The 19931-nt window shown below is 37.5% G+C and carries 17 protein-coding genes; 12 read left to right on the plus strand and 5 right to left on the minus strand.

The window, feature by feature from the left end; genetic code table 11:
* Positions 1 to 27 precede the first annotated feature (27 nt).
* Complete coding sequence (locus N7Z68_RS18060) at positions 28 to 1398, minus strand: hypothetical protein (RefSeq protein WP_275119876.1); 1371 nt, start codon at positions 1396 to 1398, stop codon at positions 28 to 30.
* Positions 1399 to 1678: 280 nt separating this feature from the next.
* Between N7Z68_RS18060 and N7Z68_RS18065 the strand changes: the two genes are divergently transcribed.
* From N7Z68_RS18065 to N7Z68_RS18105, 9 genes are all read left to right on the plus strand, one after another.
* Complete coding sequence (locus N7Z68_RS18065; protein WP_275119877.1) at positions 1679 to 2572, plus strand: DNA-3-methyladenine glycosylase family protein; 894 nt, start codon at positions 1679 to 1681, stop codon at positions 2570 to 2572.
* Positions 2573 to 2828: 256 nt separating this feature from the next.
* A complete protein-coding gene (locus tag N7Z68_RS18070) occupies positions 2829 to 4442 on the plus strand; it encodes a long-chain fatty acid--CoA ligase (RefSeq protein WP_275119878.1) in 1614 nt (537 codons plus the stop codon).
* 185 nt (positions 4443 to 4627) lie between these two features.
* Positions 4628 to 5251 (plus strand): hypothetical protein, encoded by a 624-nt coding sequence (locus N7Z68_RS18075; protein ID WP_275119879.1) that lies wholly within the window; start codon positions 4628 to 4630, stop codon positions 5249 to 5251.
* Between the two features lie 112 nt (positions 5252 to 5363).
* Complete coding sequence (locus N7Z68_RS18080; RefSeq protein ID WP_275119880.1) at positions 5364 to 5747, plus strand: hypothetical protein; 384 nt, start codon at positions 5364 to 5366, stop codon at positions 5745 to 5747.
* A 461-nt stretch (positions 5748 to 6208) separates the two neighbouring features.
* Positions 6209 to 7624 (plus strand): PTS system trehalose-specific EIIBC component, encoded by a 1416-nt coding sequence (treP, locus tag N7Z68_RS18085; protein ID WP_275119881.1) that lies wholly within the window; start codon positions 6209 to 6211, stop codon positions 7622 to 7624.
* 170 nt (positions 7625 to 7794) lie between these two features.
* Complete coding sequence (locus N7Z68_RS18090; protein WP_275119882.1) at positions 7795 to 9459, plus strand: glycoside hydrolase family 13 protein; 1665 nt, start codon at positions 7795 to 7797, stop codon at positions 9457 to 9459.
* Between the two features lie 13 nt (positions 9460 to 9472).
* Positions 9473 to 11155 (plus strand): alpha,alpha-phosphotrehalase, encoded by a 1683-nt coding sequence (gene treC / locus N7Z68_RS18095; protein ID WP_275119883.1) that lies wholly within the window; start codon positions 9473 to 9475, stop codon positions 11153 to 11155.
* 23 nt (positions 11156 to 11178) lie between these two features.
* A complete protein-coding gene (treR, locus tag N7Z68_RS18100) occupies positions 11179 to 11895 on the plus strand; it encodes a trehalose operon repressor (RefSeq protein ID WP_275119884.1) in 717 nt (238 codons plus the stop codon).
* Between the two features lie 204 nt (positions 11896 to 12099).
* Positions 12100 to 13572, plus strand: a complete 1473-nt coding sequence (locus tag N7Z68_RS18105) for a type II CAAX endopeptidase family protein (RefSeq protein ID WP_275119885.1) — start codon at positions 12100 to 12102, stop codon at positions 13570 to 13572.
* Positions 13573 to 13811: 239 nt separating this feature from the next.
* On the opposite strand, the gene N7Z68_RS18110 is transcribed toward N7Z68_RS18105, so the two are convergent.
* Positions 13812 to 14450 (minus strand): vitamin K epoxide reductase family protein, encoded by a 639-nt coding sequence (locus tag N7Z68_RS18110; RefSeq protein WP_275119903.1) that lies wholly within the window; start codon positions 14448 to 14450, stop codon positions 13812 to 13814.
* A 694-nt stretch (positions 14451 to 15144) separates the two neighbouring features.
* Here N7Z68_RS18110 and N7Z68_RS18115 point away from each other — a divergent pair.
* Positions 15145 to 15522, plus strand: coding sequence for a hypothetical protein (locus N7Z68_RS18115; RefSeq protein WP_275119886.1), 378 nt, complete (start codon positions 15145 to 15147; stop codon positions 15520 to 15522).
* A 119-nt stretch (positions 15523 to 15641) separates the two neighbouring features.
* On the opposite strand, the gene N7Z68_RS18120 is transcribed toward N7Z68_RS18115, so the two are convergent.
* Both N7Z68_RS18120 and N7Z68_RS18125 read right to left on the minus strand, forming a co-directional pair.
* Complete coding sequence (locus N7Z68_RS18120) at positions 15642 to 16679, minus strand: cytochrome d ubiquinol oxidase subunit II (RefSeq protein ID WP_275119887.1); 1038 nt, start codon at positions 16677 to 16679, stop codon at positions 15642 to 15644.
* Between the two features lie 14 nt (positions 16680 to 16693).
* On the minus strand, positions 16694 to 18022 hold the full coding sequence (locus tag N7Z68_RS18125; protein WP_275119888.1) for a cytochrome ubiquinol oxidase subunit I: 1329 nt from the start codon (positions 18020 to 18022) through the stop codon (positions 16694 to 16696).
* Positions 18023 to 18319: 297 nt separating this feature from the next.
* Here N7Z68_RS18125 and N7Z68_RS18130 point away from each other — a divergent pair, with 297 nt between their 5' ends.
* Positions 18320 to 19264: an alpha/beta hydrolase gene (locus tag N7Z68_RS18130; RefSeq protein ID WP_275119889.1), complete on the plus strand. Its 945-nt coding sequence runs from the start codon at positions 18320 to 18322 to the stop codon at positions 19262 to 19264.
* Positions 19265 to 19353: 89 nt separating this feature from the next.
* Positions 19354 to 19683, plus strand: coding sequence for an SCP2 sterol-binding domain-containing protein (locus tag N7Z68_RS18135; protein ID WP_275119890.1), 330 nt, complete (start codon positions 19354 to 19356; stop codon positions 19681 to 19683).
* Positions 19684 to 19740: 57 nt separating this feature from the next.
* Here the strand turns inward: N7Z68_RS18135 and N7Z68_RS18140 are convergent, their stop codons facing one another.
* Positions 19741 to 19896 (minus strand): FbpB family small basic protein, encoded by a 156-nt coding sequence (locus N7Z68_RS18140; protein ID WP_275119891.1) that lies wholly within the window; start codon positions 19894 to 19896, stop codon positions 19741 to 19743.
* Between the last annotated feature and the right edge of the window lie 35 nt (positions 19897 to 19931).

Genomic DNA, 19931 nt, shown 5'->3' on the forward strand with positions numbered 1-19931 from the left:
AATAGAAGGTTCGTTTTTTAAAAAAAATTATAGATCGGGCATATACAAATCTGAAGTTCCTGATTTGACTAAACCTTCTAGTTCAAGGGCTAAAACCCATTGGTACATCTCTTCAGAAGTCATACCGAAGTCTGTATGAGTGACTTCGCTTGCTTCAAGAGCAGCGATCAATTCCTTTTCTTCATCTGTTAGTTCAAAGTCATGTTCATAGTCAAAATTGTCCGCCATAAGTTCCATCATATAATCTTCTAAAGCTAATTCAATTTGATAGCCTATATCATCAAGTTCAGCTTCTGTAATTGCTTGGCGGTCTTTACCGTAGAAACTAAACTCAGTATCCACTCCATAAACATATTCACTGTTTACAGTTCCAGACATGTTAATCTTTTGGCCGTCTTCTTCAAAAGTAAGCGAGAAGTCGAATTTGCTCTCTTTAATGATATTTTTTTCGACTAAGAAGCTTCCAGTTAGAAGTAATGACACATCTTCTAAATCCTTACTCGTGTCTTCCAAATCACGAATGGTTGTTTCAATATCTTGCTCGCCAGATTCTTCATATGCTGCTTTGGCTTCTTCATCTTTTTCTACTTCTTTCATGGCATATATAAGGGAGTCAAACAACAATTCTTCTTCTAAGCTTAGAGAAATCCAGTTGTCTTCTTCGGTAACGATTTCTTCTTCGCTGTTATCTTTCATATATTCCAGCATTTTTTCAAAAACAAAAGTATATAAGTAACGTTCATCGTCTTCACGGAACATTTTTCCGTCAATATCTAGAGGCTCCGTATATTTCTTCCCACGAATCGCATCTTCGATAATCGGTACAATGAAAGTATTTAATTCTGTTGAAACAAATTCTCCAATATCCTGCCCATCCGTGAAGTAAGCTAATTCTTCCTGTAGATCTGGAATGTTCGGTAAGATATTGTAAGAAATAATATCAATAATATCAGATGTGAAATTAACGTATGGATCTAGGTCAAATGCTATTTCATCATTATTTTCATCTATATAAAGTGAAAAGGGCATTTGCAAATCAATAGTTTCACCTTGAATGTCTCCTGAGATCCCATAGGTAGCATTCATTTCCATCACTTTATTTTCACTGTCCCAAATCATTGAACTTGTTCCAGAGATATTTTTTAACAAGCTTTGCATGATTTCAAAGAAAATTTCTTCTTCTCCATACAAACCAAGCTCATGAGCATTCCAATCTACATCTACACTCATATTCATACCACTTGTTACTTGCACTTTGTCTTCTTCAGATAAATTAATAATGGCACGAGCCAATTTAACTTCTGGCGATGATGAGAATGAATAAAATAAAATCCCACCAATAATTAAAATAAGCAGTGAACCAATCCCAATCCCAATTTTAGTACCTTTCGATTCCAATTCCATATACCTCCTTGAATAATAAATATTGGAAATAATTACCCTAACCATTATTGCATAAAAAGGCTAGGTATAGGGAACTGTTTTTTCTGTTGGACTAGTTATAACTTAGTACCTATGTCGTTACATGATGAAGTTTGTTAGATTATGAGGTATAAAAATTTAGAAGTTTTTATGTGAAGTGGCAGGAAATAAACTAAATGTAGCGTATTTATATATTTGTGAAAATTTAGATAATTAAATCATCTTCTAAAAATTAGTAAGGAGCATCTCAAATAAATTGAAAACAATCATTGAAATAAACACACCTTATGCCGCCTCTCATTTGTTAGAAAGATTATCTGCTGACCCACTGCATGTTGTCGATCGTATCAATCATGAGGTTAAAGTTCCGATTTATACTGAAAACAAAGTCGTGTCTGTTTCTTTTGAAAAAAACAATGGAGTAACGAGACTTACGATAACCGGCGATGTTGAAGATGAGGAGAAGGTTCTTGAAAAATTAAAGCAGATTTTTTTATGGGATGTCGATTTACAAGACATATCCGATCATTTTAAACATACGAAACTAGCACCTATATTTGATATATTTTATGGTACACCTATCGTTTGTGATTTTGATTTATATGGTTGTTTAATGAAAACGATTATTCATCAACAGTTGAACATGAAGTTTGCCCATGAACTTACTTCTCGGTTTGTCAAAACGTTTGGGTTTGAAGTGGGTGGCGTTCCTTTTTATCCTGAACCCTCAGTTGTAAGCAAGCTAGAGCCCGAACAGCTGCGCCAATTACAGTTTAGTCAACGAAAAGCCGAGTATGTTATTGATACATCTAAGAAAATAGCAAACGGTGAACTGGATTTGGAAGCCTTTCATTTCAAAACAGATGAAGAGATTATCGAGAAGTTAGTAAAAATTCGCGGGATCGGTAAGTGGACTGCTGAAAACTTCTTATTATTTGGGTTAGGGCGTCCTAATTTATTACCTGCCGCTGATATTGGAATTCAAAATGCACTAAAGCGACTGTATGATTTAGAAACAAAACCGAAGCTGGATCAAGTTTTAGATTTAGCAGCTGAATGGGAGCCGTATTCAAGCTATGCGAGTCTATATTTATGGCTGAGTACTGAGCGTCCACAATTGGTAGAGGAAATTTACCAAAAAATAGAATGATACTAAACCCTCGAACATAAAAATGTAAAGTGTGAAAAACTAGAAGTAAAACATTTAGTTTGACTCTAGTTTTATATAAAAAGTAAGCGCTTACAAATAGACCTACTGATTACAACTTCATTCGTTTTTTAGTGATTACTAGTTTAGAAAATAAAAGCTACTAGAAGCAGCCTAATCTCAGAAACTATTCTTTCATACGTGTAATACGGCTCTAGCCGAATTATAAATATTTTAGGTTATTTAGGAGGCGTTTTTTATGATGAATGTACCATTAAACATTTCTTCTATGATGGAAAGAGCAGAAAAGTATTTTCCGAAAAAAGAAGTGGTTACGAGAACACCAGCAGGAAACAAACGACATACGTACCGTGAAATTGCTCAAAGAACGAGACGATTATCAAGTGCGTTACAGAAGCTAGGTGTAGAGCAAGGTGACCGAGTAGGGACATTTGCATGGAACTCTAATCGTCATTTAGAAGCGTACTTTGGTATTCCAGGAATAGGGGCGGTACTACATACGATCAATATTCGTTTAGCTCCAGAGCATATTTCTTACATTGTAAACCACGCTGAAGATAAAGTACTTCTCATCGATAGTGACCTCCTGCCATTGGTAGAACGTGTGAAAGATAGTTTTAAAACCGTTCAAGCCTATGTCGTAATGACCGATGGAGAATTGCCGGAAACGAGTTTATCTCCAGTGTATTCGTATGAAGAATTATTAGCTGAGGGAGATCCAGAGTTTGAGTTTGTGAAAGATATTGATGAAAATTCTCCAGCAGGTATTTGTTATACATCAGCAACAACAGGAAATCCAAAAGGGGTCGTATATAGTCACCGTGGTATTTTTCTCCACAGTATGGCACTAGGAATGGCCGATACAGGAGGTCTGTCAGAGTCAGATCGTTGTATGGCTGTCGTTCCTATGTTCCACGCTAATGCTTGGGGAATGCCTTTTATCGCTACTTGGCTAGGTTCGACTCAAGTGATGCCAGGTGCACAGTTTACTCCGAAAGTTCTAGCAGAGCTTATAGAGAGTGAAAAAATAACAGTAACCGCAGGTGTTCCAACAATTTGGCTCGGTCTCCTTAAGGAGCTTGAGACGGGTGAATACGATACGAGCAGCTTAAGAGCAGTTCTTTGCGGTGGTTCAGCAGCACCTCCTTCTATGATTAAGGCGTTTGAAGTGAAGTACGGAATTCCGTTCTTACATGCCTATGGAATGACGGAAACGAGCCCGCTCGTCAGCGTTTCTAGGTTAAAAAGCTATGAAACGGATTTACCGGAAGAAGAAAAGTTATCTATTCGTGCAAAACAAGGTCTTGTCGTGCCAGGACTTGAGGTAAAAATCGTCGGTAAAGACGGTGAAGTGAAAATGGATGGAGAAGAGATGGGTGAACTTCTCATTCGTGGACCTTGGATTGCCAGCGAGTATTACAACGATGAAAGGAGTAAAGATGCCTTTTATGACGGATGGCTGCATACAGGTGATGTAGCAACAATGGATGAAGAAGGGGTCATCAAGCTCGTTGACCGTACAAAGGATTTAATTAAAAGTGGTGGAGAGTGGATCTCTTCTGTAGATTTAGAAAATGGTATTATGGCGCATGAAGCTGTATTTGAAGCTGCAGTAATTGCGATCCCACACCAAGAATGGCAAGAGCGACCGCTAGCATGCGTTGTTCTTCATGACCAATTCAAAGATAAAGTATCTAAAGATGATATTATGGACTTCTTACGTCCGCAATTTGCCAAATGGTGGTTGCCAGACGATGTGGTCTTTTTAGATGAAATTCCGAAGACTTCAGTTGGTAAATTCCTAAAAAGAGCATTGCGTGATCAGCTGAAAGAGCATTATCAAATTCAATAAGACTGTAAAATTAGAAAAAATTCGGACCATAAACCGTTCACGGAGCCAAGCACATGCTTGGCTCTTAGTGGTTTGCGAAGAAATAATTAATTTATTTCTTTACCATTTGTGTACAATTGGTAAAATAAAAGTAAAGGTTTGTAAAATTATCCAACCCATAATTTTGGATCATGGAGTGTGTTTAGTTGATAGCGGTCTATGTTTATTTAGGAGTATTAGTCTTACTATTAATTGGAGAATTTATAAAGTCGATCAGTTTGAATAAAAATAACGGGGTATTTGTTCAATCGAAGTTTTCAATATGGCTCTCGATCCTGCCTACGTTACTTGTTTTTCCTCTACAAGAAGGGCTGGATGATCAGTTTCTTTTAACCATGTATATTGTGGTTATTGGTGTTTCACTTTTGTTTTTATTAATGAAAATAGCTAATATTGGCTATATTACAATTTATAAATCAACTGGGCATCGAACAGCAGATGTCATTCGGAAAGTTTTACAAGCTAGACATATCAGCTTCACTGAAAAAGAGCATACCATTGATTACTGTGAAATTACATTTACATTACCTGACAACCAATTAATGATTAGTGTAGAATGGACGGAATCAGAAAGTGTTTTTACAACGGTGAAGGTTCATTTTAAAAAAGCTTGGAAATACCCAGATGCTGAAGTTTTAAGAGAAGATATTGTTGAACAGTTACGTTTAGACTTAGGGGACAGGTCCTTTTCAACAAAAGTATGGCTTCAAATTGCCGGTGTAGTCACGGGTTTAACGGCGTTAATGACGTTTTTACTTCTAGTTAATTAAACGTTTATTTAATAGGTTCGGAAAGAAATTTATTAAATAATTGCAAAATCACTCATAGAAATTAAAAATTGCACATAATAACAGGAAAATCTTTAATAAAGAGGGATTAGTAATGTTACTATCAAACGGTGTAATTAACACAATTTCAGTATCGGCTGCTTTAATATCGATGATCCTTGTGTTGCTCCTGCAATGGAATATTGAAAAGGAAACGAAAGAACGGAAGCTGTCACTTTTCTTTCATTGTATTAATGCACTCGTCATGCTTATGTTTTACAGCACGTCACAATTAGCATTGTATGGATCCGTTTCAACATACAGTGACCACGGTGGTTTTGCTCGTGTTTTATTAGAGGCGCTCGTGTTCCCAATTCCTTTTATTGCGATTACTTATGTTCTAGCAGCTGTCACGTACCGGAATTTTGTCCGTCCCTATGTAAAAGTAAAGGGATCAAATTTGGTAGTGTTAAAACGCAGACGAAGATGGAGAATATAGAAAGGTACTATGGCTCAGCTAAATAAAAATAGTTGTTGGAAGGATATGACGAAAGACAAAAGTATACTTTCCCTAGTAGTAAAATAAAAACGCAGCCCTTCTTAAACTGCACCTTAATTGTTAGTACTCACTGACAGTTGAGGTGCAGTTTTTTTATTGTTCAATCAATGTCCGTTTAAGGTGCGTCGGATGGGGAATTGCTACACTTTTCTGGATTTAATATAGCACCTAAAAAACAATTGACACATTTGTATATACAAGCTACTATTTCGTTATAGCTATCTTGTATATACAAGTTTCATGAAAGCGTATTTTTGGGTGATTTATCCATATTACATAAAGTACCTCAAAACTAGAATAAGATACTGTTGTGGTGAAACATTAAATGGTAGGAATAATAGGATAGATCCTCATTTTTAATTTCGAAATGAAAACGATATCAATCTAAAGGAGAGTTGGTTATGGCCGATGTTAACAGACAAGCCGTCGAAGAAATAATTGAAGCCATTGGCGGAAAAGAAAACATTGCTTCTGCCAGTCATTGTGTAACCCGTTTACGATTTGCGTTAAACGACGAAAGTAAAGTCGATCAAGAAAAGTTAAGTAATATTGATATGGTAAAAGGGTCATTCTCAACAAACGGCCAATTCCAAGTTATTATTGGACAAGGTCTTGTAGACAAAGTGTATAAAGAGCTCGTCAATATAACGGGGATTGGAGAAGCGTCAAAGGATGATACGAAGAGTGCCGCGGAGAAAAACTTAAATCCGCTTCAACGTGCAATTAAAACGTTAGCTGACATTTTTATTCCTATTCTACCGGCCATCGTTACAGCTGGTTTATTAATGGGGCTTAACAATGTTCTTACGGCTCCAGACATTTTCTATACTGGACAAGGAATTGTTGATGTTCATGAACAATGGGCCGATTTTGCTGGAATAATTAATTTAATTGCAAATACCGCCTTCGTGTTCCTCCCAGGTTTGATTGGTTGGTCCGCTGTAAAACGTTTCGGCGGTAATCCATTACTCGGTATTGTTCTAGGATTAATGCTCGTTCACCCTGATTTATTGAATGCATGGGCATACGGGGCAGCTTTAGAAGCGGGCGAAATTCCGTACTGGAACTTGTTTGGATTAGAAATTGCGAAGTTAGGTTATCAAGGGCAGGTACTTCCGATCCTTGTTGCATCCTACGTGTTGGCCAAAATGGAATTAGCACTAAACAAACGGGTTCCTGATACCATCAAGCTTTTAGTCGTAGCACCTGTTGCCTTGCTTGTTACTGGTTTTATTGCATTCGTTGCGATTGGACCTGTTACTTTTACAATTGGTAACTGGATAACAGATCTTTTTGTTTGGACTTTTGGAAACTTTGCAGCCATTGGTGGTTTACTCTACGGGGCAATTTACGCACCGCTAGTTATTACAGGTATGCACCATACGTTCTTAGCCGTTGATTTACAGTTAATCGGCAGCATTGGTGGAACATTCTTATGGCCGATTGTTGCTCTTTCTAATATCGCACAAGGTTCAGCGGCATTAGCGATGTACTTTGCAACAAAAGAAGATAAATTAAAAGGGTTATCATTATCATCATCCATATCAGCATACTTAGGAATTACCGAACCGGCGATGTTTGGGGTTAACTTACGATTTAGGTATCCATTCATTTGCGCAATTATCGGTGCCGCCACGGCAGGTATGTTTATTACGATTAGTAACGTTATTGCACCGTCTATCGGTGTAGGTGGTCTGCCTGCATTCTTCTCTATTGTTGCTGATAAATGGGTACCTTTCTTTATCGGTATGGGAATTGCAATCATCATTCCGTTTACATTAACGTATTTTTATGCAAAATATAAAAAGCTACAGTAGTAGGGTCAAATAAAAATAGGAAACCTCGTATCACATTTACTAAATACAAAAAAATACCATTGGTTTGCCACACTGCAGCCAATGGTATTTTTCAACATATGAGCAATTTTTTTAGACAGACAAAATGAAGATTAGCACTTGCGCAGAAGTTAAGGTGGTGGAGGTTAGTGATGCAAAAAGCATGGTGGAAAGAAAGTGTTGTTTATCAAGTGTATCCTCGAAGCTTTATGGATTCGAATGGTGATGGAATCGGCGATCTTCAAGGAATGATTTCGAAGCTTGATTATTTAAAAGAACTTGGCATTGATGTGATTTGGCTCTCACCTGTCTATCGGTCACCAAATGATGATAATGGTTATGATATTAGCGATTATCAAGACATTATGGATGAATTTGGAACGATGAAAGATTGGGAACAACTTTTAAAAGAAGTACATAATCGTGGCATGAAATTAATTATGGACCTTGTTGTTAATCATAGTTCAGATGAGCATAAATGGTTTGTTGAAGCAAGGTCTTCAAAAGCGAATAAATATCGAGATTATTATATATGGAGATCTGGAAAAGATGGAAAGGAACCAAATAACTGGGGTTCCAACTTTGGTGGTTCGGCTTGGGAATATGATGAACAGACGGATGATTACTTTTTACATCTTTTCTCTAAAAAGCAGCCTGATTTAAACTGGGAAAATCCTGTAGTGCGAAAAGAGATTTATCAAATGATGACGTGGTGGCTAGAAAAGGGAATTGACGGCTTCCGAATGGACGTTATTAATTTTATTAGTAAAGTGGAAGGGTTGCCGGATGACGAAGTAAAACCAGGTAAAAAATATGCTTCAGGTAGTAAATACTATCGGAACGGTCCGAAAATTCACGACTACTTACAAGAAATGAATAAGGAAGTGCTCTCGCAGTATGACATCATGACGGTCGGGGAAATGCCAGGAGTAACACCCGAGTTAGCTAAGCTTTATACGGATGATGATCGACACGAATTGAATATGATCTTCCAATTTGAGCATATGGGACTCGACAATGGTGCAAACGGCAAGTGGGATTTAAAAGAACTTCACCTGAAGGACTTAAAGGCCAACTTGTCCAAATGGCAAACGGAACTCGAGCATAGTGGATGGAACAGCTTATATTTTAACAATCACGATCAGCCTAGGTCCGTTTCTCGGTTTGGAGATGATAAACAATATCACCGTGAATCTGCAACGATGCTTGCCACTTTACTACATATGATGAAAGGGACACCCTATATCTATCAAGGCGAAGAATTTGGAATGACGAATGTTTCCTTTGCCTCGATTGATGATTACCGGGATATTGAAACGTTAAATTTTTACGCTGAGGCAAAAGAACAGGGCCAGTCGGAAGAGCAAATCATGGCTAGTATTTATGAAAAAAGCCGTGACAATGCAAGAACCCCGGTTCAGTGGGACGATAGTGATAACGCGGGTTTTACTTCAGGAGAACCATGGATACAAGTAAATCCTAATTATAAAAAAGTGAATGCCAAACAAGCGATGGAAGATCCAGGTTCAATCTTTCATTTTTATAGAAAATTAATTCAGCTAAGAAAGCAATATGAGGTTGTCGTTTACGGCTCATATCATTTACTTCTTGAAGATCATCCTGAGGTTTTTGCTTACAAACGAACGCTAGGTCATCAAGAGTTATATGTCATTTGTAACTTTTATGGTAAACCTGCGACAATTGATCTCGATAAAGTAAGCGGAGGCCAGTTGCTAATCAGTAATTATAAAGAAACAGAAACTAAGGAATTAAGACCATATGAAGCTAGAGTCTATTTGGTAGAAAATCAACGTTGAGGATGGTGCAGCAATGAATGAATGGTGGAGAAAATCAACAGTTTATCAAATTTACCCAAAGAGTTTTAATGATACGACCGGAAATGGTGTAGGTGATATTCAAGGCATTATTAATAAACTAGATTATTTAAAAAAACTCGGTATTGATGTGGTTTGGCTAACACCAATCTACAAATCGCCACAGATTGATAATGGCTATGATATTAGTGACTATTTCTCAATTCATGAAGAGTACGGAACGATGGAAGACTTTGACCGATTGTTAACGGAAGCTCATAACCGCGACATTAAAATTATTATGGATATTGTCGTTAATCATACGTCCACTGAACACGAGTGGTTTAAAAAATCACAGCAATCGAAGGATAATCCATACCGTGATTTTTATATTTGGAAAGATCCGGTGGAAGGAAAAGAACCAACGAATTGGGTTTCTAAATTTGGGGGTTCCGCGTGGAAGTTAGATGAACAGACAGGTCAATATTATTTACATCTTTTTGATGTAACTCAAGCCGATCTCAACTGGGAAAACGAAGAAGTACGTAAACAAGTTTATGACATGATGCACTTCTGGTTTAAAAAAGGGGTAGACGGTTTCCGCTTAGATGTAATTAATTTAATTTCAAAAGATCAACGTTTCCCGGATGATGATGGATCTGTAGCACCGGGAGACGGTCGTAAATTTTACACAGATGGACCGCGTGTTCATGAATATATGAAGGAAATGAATAACGAAGTGTTTTCGAAATATGACAGTATGACGGTTGGTGAAATGTCTTCAACGACAATTGATCACTGTATTCAATATACGAACCCGGACAGTAATGAGTTAAGTATGACATTCAACTTTCATCATTTAAAAGTCGATTATCCAAACGGAGAAAAGTGGGCAATCGGTGATATGGACTTCCATGCGCTAAAGGACATTCTCTCGAAATGGCAAGTGGAAATGCATAAAGGAGGCGGCTGGAATGCGCTGTTCTGGTGTAATCATGATCAGCCTCGTGTCGTTACTCGTTATGGAAATGATGAAAAATACCATAATGAATCAGCGAAAATGCTGGCAACAACGATCCATATGATGCAAGGTACACCGTACATTTACCAAGGTGAAGAGTTTGGCATGACTGACCCTAAGTTTGAAAACATTAAGGAATATCGTGATGTGGAAACTTTGAACTATTATGAAATCATGAAGGAAAAAGGGATGGCAGAAGAGGAAATCATGGAAATCATTAAGCGGAAATCCCGTGATAACTCAAGAACTCCAGTTCAATGGAATGATGAAAAAAATGCAGGGTTTACAACGGCAACTCCTTGGATCGATGTAGCAAGCAATTATAAGGAAATCAATGCAGAAAAAGCGGTACAAGATGAAAACTCAATTTTTTATCATTATCAAAAGCTAACCCAGCTGCGAAAAGAATATGACATTATTACGTATGGAGATTATGAGTTGTTAGACCGCGACCATGACGAGCTCTTTGTTTATGTTCGAGCTTATAATAATGAGAAGCTCCTTGTAATCAATAACTTCTCTGCAAACGAAGTGGCGTATGAACTACCGTCATCTATTGAAGTTGATTCGTTCAATTCTGAATTACTTATTTCAAATTACAATGACTCTGTATCTATAGCCAATGCCGTAACCATGCGTCCTTATGAATCGGTCGTTTATCACCTTACGAAAAAGTGATACAATTGTAATTGGTGATATCCGTGAAAAATAAGTACGTGAAAATATACGAAGAACTATCAATAAAAATTGAAGAAGGAGACTATCCGGTCAATAGTCTTCTTCCTTCAGAAAACGAACTAGTTGACCTTTATGCGACGTCACGGGAAACAATTCGTAAAGCGCTAAAGTTACTGTCTGAGCATGGGTATATTCAAAAGGTGCAAGGAAAAGGTTCCATTGTGCTGGATGTCCAGAAGTTCAACTTTCCGATTTCAGGGCTTGTCAGTTTCAAGGAACTGGCAAAAAAAATGGGCGGTCGTGCAAGTACGACTGTAGAAGACTTTGCTGAAATAATACCAGATGCTTTTTTAAAGGAACAATTGAAGGCAGCTGATGAAGATAAGGTTTGGAAGGTCCTTCGTGTCCGAGAAATCTCAAAAGAGAAGATTATTTTAGACAAAGACTATTTATTAGAAAAATATGTCCCTAACCTTACAAGATCAATTTGTGAAAACTCGATTTATGAATACATTGAAAACGATCTAGGGTTAACGATTAGCTTTGCAAAAAAAGAAATTACGGTTGAAGAACCGACTGAAGAAGATCGACGTTATCTTGATCTGGACGGTTTTGTTAATATCGTTGTTGTTAAAAACTTTGTGTATTTAGATGATGCGAGTTTATTTCAATATACAGAGTCCCGACACAGACCGGATAAATTTCGGTTCGTCGATTTTGCGAGACGAAAAATTAATTAAAAAAACCGTGCACTCTTGCTAAATGTGTTAGAAGCAGGGGTGTTTTTTTGTTTTTCAACGGTTAGGTTTGGTTTTATCAGTGGTTTTAGAGAGTGGGGGGAACTGGCTTTTGAAGAGTGCATTTCCGCAACTATGGAGAGAGTGAAACTAAATCAGTCGTTGTTCGTATATAAATGAATAACTACATATAAAGAGGTGACGTCATTGAACAGGCTTAGACCGTTAGTACTTTTATCGATCGTTTCTGTCGTTTTTCTAATCATCTATTATTCTGTAAATACAGAACCCGTTTACCCGCTCCAAACCGTAACTAAAGCAGACATAACCGAGTCGATTGAGCAGCTCAGTAAACAATTTGACCTGAATACCGACATTAAATCAAAAGCGCCAACTTATGAAACCAGAGCCAATGAAAGTATTGGTCAATATATTGCTAAACACAAATGGACTCCTGAAGAAATCGAAAATCTGACAAGTGAAATACCGATCTATACGATTTCTGTGCTAGTTGATATGGAACATTTTGAAGTCGACCCTTTCACAGCCGAAGTGGTTCGTGCTAGTAATATCTTCTACGAGATTAATAGTGAAAAAGAAGTGAGTGAATTTATTGAGACGGTATTTGGAGCTGGCTTTGAAAAAGTAGATGAGGAGCAAACCTTTTTTGGAGAGGTAGAGCAAATTTACAGCCGTGGTGAAGTGATCGGAGATATTGAGGAAAAGCTAAGTATTACTCTTACCGATCATGCAATTATTGGATTTCATAAGTATGGCGAAGTTCGTGAATTCCAGCTATCAACATCATTATTTAACTTTTGGGAAATACTCTTAATCCTTATCTTTATGGTTACGATAGTCATTATTGCGATTGTTGCAACTGTTCAACTGATTAAAAGGCTGAACAAAAACGAAATAGAAACCTTTTTAGGTCCCTTTTTGATTTCTCTTTTAGCAGGGATCGGATGGTTTTTTGGGCTATATTTAGCAATGGGTACCGTTGATGTGTTTAGTTTACTATTTACAGGTGTACTCACATATACGACATTTATCATCCTTTTGATAACGGCGAAGAAAGCAGACTACGTGCAGCCGTTCAGCCAAATAGCCATTAAGCTTCAACCTGCCGTCTGGAATGGATTTCTGCTCATGCTCGTCTCAACGGTTTTAGTCACCATTTTTTATGGGATTTGGGCACAGTTTGGGGCATGGACGTCACCTGTTATGGATTACTCCATCTTTTTAAATACACCGCTATGGGCTTTACCTGTGTTTGCTTTATCGTTAGGAATTTGTGCATCAATTAGTGAAGAGACCATTTTCAGGCGTTATTTAATACCTGCGTTTGACCGCTGGGGTGTAATTTTCTCAGTGATAGCAACCTCTTTCTTATGGGGGATTGGTCATATGGGCTATCATATGGTTCCATGGCATATTCGTATATTTGAGTTTATGATTATTGTCGGACCATTCTTTTATTATGTGTACAAAAGGTATGGATTCGTGACAGCGATCTTCTGTCATTACTTCTACAACAGCTTATTTGGTTCGATCTTCCTTATCTCAATTTACTGGCCAGTTGGCGTATTGTCAGTTGTTTTAACATTAGTTCCATTTCTTGTCTTCTTGAAACGATCACCTGAAAAAAGAGGCCATTTGTTGTTTCGGTCGGTGAGTTAGTAAATAAAATTAAGTAACATATTGTGCTACGGGTAATTATATTTTTGTAGTTAAACGGTCTGACAGTAAGGGATAATTATGTTATAGAAGGTTGGATGGTCAAACCCTCATTTCTTTCTTATGCTAAAGAGCAAATAGCTGAAGATGGGAATTACTAATTGGAGTAATTAATATTGAGGCAACATTAAATATAAGAAAGGCGACCGATTTCGGTCGCCTTTTTGATCCGTGTATAATTATTATGAACCTGGTGCTGGGATGATTGTCGCGAACCAGAAGCTGATCACAGGAAGTAAGGCTATGATAAACAGAAGGAACATCCAAGTTAAGCCTTTACGGTCCAATGCAGAACGAGCATCACGAACAAGTTCGCGAAGTGGTGGTAATTTACTCATGCGTAGCATTACAAGTTCGAGCACTAAAAGTAGTACTGTAGCGACCGCAGATACGAGACAGAAAGGACAAATCGCTTCAATGACAAATAATTGTAAATATACAAAGAATGCAGAAGACATCACACCAATGATTGTTAATGGTGTTAACACTTTAAGTACTAAAGGATGACGTGTTTGAAACCACAATCCAGAAAGTACGAGAGTTGTAAGGTAATAAAATCCTCCCATTAAAGCAAGTGGAATCCCCATCACATACGCCCATTCACTCGTCATAACCGCCCATGGTGTTCCGGTTACATCAAAGTCTGCAGGTAATGGAAGTACCCAGAAATGAACTCCCGTTAAGAAAATACTCACAGCCCAACCAATTACGGCAATGGCCGTAAAGGCCGCAAATAATTTCGGTACAGCCGATCCATACGAATGCGCGGAAGTAACTGTTGTTTCTTGACTTTTAAAATTTATCGTTCTTTCATGTAACATCTCTTTCAAAGTAATCCCTCCATCCAATTTAGATACCCTACAAGGTATATTTGAATTATAGTATAGGGTAGGGGGTATGTCAAGGGGGTTCAAAAAAAGAAAATAAAATAAGGAGGATAGTGCGCCCATCATTAACTAAATCTATTATGTTAACGGATGTTACTATCTACTTTCTTTGATGGTCACCATAGTGCGCTGTAACCAACGGCAAAAGCAATTAAAGATAGGGCAAAAGGCTCCTATTCTCTCGCCATATTTTCTACCATCCTCTGATTTCAGTGCTAGTAGATACATGTCACTTTGAAGTTGACCCTTTTACATGTGAGGTAGTTAGGGCAGACAACTATAATAGAGAACAATAGTGAGAAAGATACAGGGACTTTTGTCTAAATGTTATCTTATCAGGAATTTGAAAAAACAAAGAACAAGCGTGGATTTATTGGGGAAATCAACCATATATACAGTCAAGTCAAATTATGGCGGATATTGAAGAAAAGGTACGAATTTCACTTACAAACAATGCAATTGTCGAATATTATTAATATGATGAATTTGATTACACCATTTTTAGTATTCTTATTCGATCACCACAACAACGTTGGATTTTACTTTTTGTAACATAACGAAAAAAGAAGTATTAAAGTATAGTCTGTTTTACCAGTATTATGATAGGCGAAAGTTTGGAGGGAGAATTTTGAAGACCAGTAGAATTTACTTTGTTATATTTATATCAATTATTGCTCTAACAGCTTGTAATTATGGTTACCATGAAAACGTTACATTCATAGAGTCTTCAACAATAGAGAACTTTCCAATACCAGAGAATGCTGAGATGACAACGAATCGAACACCTACGAATCCAAAGATTGAAAAGTATGAGTTATATAAATTAACTAGTGGAAGGCAAGAGTTGATCCTGCCGCAGCGTTACTTAGAAGAAATAGAAGCTTGGGGCTGGATAGAGCTTGAAGAAGAAAGGTTTGGAGTAAAGAATGTCTTTAAAAAAGAAGACAAAAAAGTGTGGTTTATTATAGAAGATGGTGTATTTTCAATAACTGAAATAAGCGAATGATTAAATGGTACTATCATGCTGAGCTTACAAATATGCTACAAAATGGAGAACGAATTCGTAAAGAGTTCATTCTCCATTTTCATTTAACTACGATCTCAAAAATAGATAGACACAAGCTGTTACTTGGATGATTTCTCTGCCTGCAAATAACGCTTATCTTTCATGAACAGTCGCCAGAAGAAGTAAAAAGCAGGCACTAAGATAGCTAAACCGATCCCGTATCCAATTAATAATGAGTAGAACATCGTCTCATTGGTAAACGCATCAAAAATAGTTAAATCCGGATATAAAATATAAGGCATATGAGCCATACCGTAGGCAAAGCTTGCTAAACCAAATTGAGTTACGATCGCAAGTACGGCTACACGAGGTTGTCCAATATCGACTTTCTTTGATGGCCACCATAGTGCGCTGTAACCAACGGCAAAAGCAATTAACGATAGGGCAAAAAGCTCCCATTCTCTTGCCATATTTTCTACCATCCACTGTGCCTCTGGTATCAGTGTCAAAGTAGCTGCGACAGCAAAGCACAACGTAATCGGACCAAGTATGATCGCATTTCTTCGATAGACATGATATGTACTTTCTGAATTCGCTTCCCGTGCATAGTCACTTAATAAGAGCGAAGAGAGAAATAACTCTGTACTTAACCCAAATCCTAGATGAGCGTATAGAGTAGGGCTCGTTAGTAACTCGTTATATAGTATATATTGGCGCGTTCCAACCGTTTCAATAAAACCGCCAATGGCGATAGGTAGCATACTGACCATTAGCGCAGGGATTAAAAGACCTGTAATACCAGAAATAACGGTCAACATTTTCGTATACTTTTGGACGGTATAGGAATAGACCATAAAGGCACTGCGGATCGTTAACAAAAGCAAAACAAAGCTTACAGGAACAATCATAATGGTACCTAGTGAAAACGCCGCACCTGGAAAAAAGCCAACGAGAGCAACGACTAATAAGACGAGGAAAACATTCGTTACTTCCCAAGACGGGGAAAGATACCGATTGGCGATACTTGAAGCCTTCGTATCTTTTCGACCGTAATAATACATCGCCCAAAATCCAGCTCCAAAATCAATAGATCCTCCAATAGAGTAGACAAATAAAAACACCCAAATTATTACAATTGCAATATATGCTTCATTCAAGGAACATTCCCTCCTTAAGGAGTCACTTCGAGATCTTTAGAAACCGGATTTCGTTTAAAGTAGAAGTTCATCACTAAATATGTTAAGACGAGAAGCATAACGTAAAGTGTGATAAACAAGAAAAACAACATGCCGAGATTTCCGGATTGTGTAGCGGCATCAGCCGTAGTCATCACTTGATGTATGGTCCAAGGTTGTCTAGCGGTACAACTAAATATCCACCCAGTTTCAATGCCAATCATGGCCAGCGGACCACCGGCAATGACCGGAACTAAAATCCAAGCGGGAAAGGGCCTATCCTTCCTAAATATCCGGTAAGCTAAAGCGAGGAATGATATACCGATTAACATCGTGCCAATTCCGACCATTATATTAAATAGCGTATGAACAAATAATGGGGGCCACTCTTCTTCTGGGAAGTCATACAGACCTACGACTACGCCGTCAGTAGAACCTGTTGCTAGCCAACTGAGCATACCAGGTATTTCAATTCCACCAACAACACGCCCGGCTTCAGGATCTGGTTCACCAAAAATGGCGAGTGGAGCATTGGATTGGGTTTCAAACAATCCTTCAGCAGCAGCTAGCTTAACAGGTAAATAATTATGAAGCATTACGGCAACATCGTGACCATTAACGGAAGTATATACTGATGTAATTGCAGCAACGATTAGTGAAAGGATCATGCCTTTGCGGTGATACATCCGTTCACGGTCGGAGAGTCCCCCGCGAAGGAGGCGATAGGCAGCTACAGCAGCAATAGCAAAAGCGCCAGCTAGATAAGCGGTGCTCACTACATGCAAAGCTGTAACATAAATACTTGGGTTAAAAACAGCTTCCCAAGGTCTAACGTTCACAACTTGACCGCCGACAATATCAAAACCACGCGGCGTATTCATCCAAGCATGAGCATCTGTAATGAGCACCGCAGATGCCGTGGCTCCAAAGGCAACAAAAAATACACTGATCAGGCGCATTGTGCTCGAGAGTCTGTCAGCAGCATAAATATAAATCGATAAAAATACAGCTTCAATAAAAAATGCAAAAATTTCGACTTGGAAAGGCAGGGCAATAACTTGACCGACCATCTCCATAAAACCAGGCCACAACAAGGAGAGCATAACACCAACGATTGTTCCAGACGGAATAGCCACACCTAATAAAATCGCTACACCTTTTGTCCAGCGTTTGGCCAATAGACCGTAATCATTGTCTTTTGTTATTGCACGAACAATTTCTGCGATTAATATCATGAGTGTAATTCCGACACCAAGTGTTGCAAAAATAATGTGAAAAGCCATAGACGAACCAAAAAGCATTCTTGCCAGTAGTACGTTATCCATTGATTTTCTCCCTTTCCATATAATTACCATTAATAAAGGCTTTTCCAACCTCTCTTACTATTTGTTAGGAAATGTAATAATATGCGATCGAAATGGATTATTAGGAGAGTATCTTTAATTAGGATAATGACAAGGCTATAACTCTTTCAAAAAATAGTTTCTTTTCTTTAGTTAGGACTTACCTGTTGTTTAATGTGGAGTCAATAATGAAAAACAAGGAATAAGACTATATCAGCGTGTTTAATGGAATTATAATGGTACATAAAGTAGTGAGTAACTCTAGTAGGAGAGAAGACGATGAGAAAAACTGAACTCCAAAAGATGATCAATTATTTAAGAAACAAAACCGATCGTTTAGATATGAAGACACCTACAGATCAAACCAATGAGCTGAAAAAATACTTGGAAATTTATAAACTGCCAGTTGAAAATGGAAGCTACCATTTTGGTAACTTATATGTAGACAGCTATACTATTAAAGTTCAAATGTTTGAAGCGTCACACCTAATGAAAAAAAGAGATATCATCTTATTACTCCATGGTTATCTAGATCATGTGGGAATATTAAGTTCTACGATTCGCTTCTTAACAAACAAAGGATACTCAGTTGTTACGTTTGACTGGCCTGGACATGGTTTATCAAGTGGGAAACAGGCAGAAATTAATCACTTTGAAGAATATCAACAGGTGTACGAAACAGTACTTCGTGAAATAAAAGAGCAATGTGGTTGTATACCTCATGTAATCGCCCACAGTACAGGCGCTGCTGTCGTTATCAATGATTTACTCACAAGAAATCAACAAGTGTGTAAATCTATTATTTTAATTGCCCCTTTAATTCGTTCAAATATGTGGACCATTACAACGTTCGGATACTATTTTATGAAACCTGTCTTAAAAAGAGTAAAGCGGGTTGTTCGTGAGAGTAGTGGAGATGAGCAGTTTGTTCAATTCTTAAAAAATGATCCGTTTCAATCATCGACGGTTCCTCTAAAATGGTTGAAAGCATTAATAGATTGGAACGCTGAAGTTCATGCAATGCAAGAAAAAGAACATCGTATCCTTGTCCTGCAGGGAGTTAAAGATGAAACAGTGGACTGGAAATATAATTGTCAGTTTCTTGCTAGACTATTCTACAATAGTGAAGTTATTTTATTTGATGAAGGCAGACACCATTTACTGAATGAAGTGGATGGGATTCGTTCAAATGTATATGAAAAAATTCTGAATGAATTAAAATAAACAATTATATGAAAATTATAAAATAAATAATGAATGGCCATTCATTCTGTGGTACACTTTGAATAGTTAAAGCAAAGGAGCGAATGAAAATGGCAGTAAAAGAAACATTAGAAACTTTAAAAGAAAAAATGAACAGTAATCCTGAAGGAATTCAAGGGCTAAATACAACGTATCAGTTTGATTTAACAGGCACTGATGAAGGAATCTATCAAATTAAATTTGAAGATGGTCAAGTAGAATATGTTTTAGGTGAAACCTACGAGCCAAAATGTACACTGGCGTTATCAGATGCTAACTTTTTAAAGCTAGTAGCTGGTAAGTTAAACCCAACAATGGCTTTTATGGGTGGTAAGTTAAAGATCAAAGGTGAAATGGGATTAGCATTAAAATTACAAAACGTTCTAAAAAACTATCAATAATAGAAAAAACAGGGGACCGCTAAAGCGGTCCCCTGTTTGCTGTATAAATCAAATATTTCAGTTTGATTTTTTATTTGTAGTTACGAGGTCAAACTCTTTTGCTTTTCTTTCTTCAATACGCTTTTCTATTATATTTAATGCGTCCTGATCCTGAAGTAGTTGCTTTTTGTTTTCAAGAACTAACTCTTCAAACGATGGTGCGTGTTTTCTCATCTCTCATCATACCTTTATATTTTATTTATAGGATA

The sequence above is a fragment of the Alkalihalobacterium chitinilyticum genome (assembly GCF_029028005.1).
In the GTDB taxonomy this organism is placed as follows: domain Bacteria; phylum Bacillota; class Bacilli; order Bacillales; family Bacillaceae_F; genus Alkalihalobacterium; species Alkalihalobacterium chitinilyticum.

Coding starts and splice junctions, on each gene's coding strand:
- N7Z68_RS18070 (WP_275119878.1), top strand. CDS start 2,829: ATGATGAATGTACCATTAAACATTTCTTCTATGATGGAAAGAGCAGAA.
- N7Z68_RS18080 (WP_275119880.1), top strand. CDS start 5,364: ATGTTACTATCAAACGGTGTAATTAACACAATTTCAGTATCGGCTGCT.
- treP (WP_275119881.1), top strand. CDS start 6,209: ATGGCCGATGTTAACAGACAAGCCGTCGAAGAAATAATTGAAGCCATT.
- N7Z68_RS18090 (WP_275119882.1), top strand. CDS start 7,795: ATGCAAAAAGCATGGTGGAAAGAAAGTGTTGTTTATCAAGTGTATCCT.
- treC (WP_275119883.1), top strand. CDS start 9,473: ATGAATGAATGGTGGAGAAAATCAACAGTTTATCAAATTTACCCAAAG.
- N7Z68_RS18110 (WP_275119903.1), bottom strand. CDS start 14,450: ATGTTACATGAAAGAACGATAAATTTTAAAAGTCAAGAAACAACAGTT.
- N7Z68_RS18125 (WP_275119888.1), bottom strand. CDS start 18,022: ATGGATAACGTACTACTGGCAAGAATGCTTTTTGGTTCGTCTATGGCT.
- N7Z68_RS18130 (WP_275119889.1), top strand. CDS start 18,320: ATGAGAAAAACTGAACTCCAAAAGATGATCAATTATTTAAGAAACAAA.
- N7Z68_RS18135 (WP_275119890.1), top strand. CDS start 19,354: ATGGCAGTAAAAGAAACATTAGAAACTTTAAAAGAAAAAATGAACAGT.
- N7Z68_RS18140 (WP_275119891.1), bottom strand. CDS start 19,896: ATGAGAAAACACGCACCATCGTTTGAAGAGTTAGTTCTTGAAAACAAA.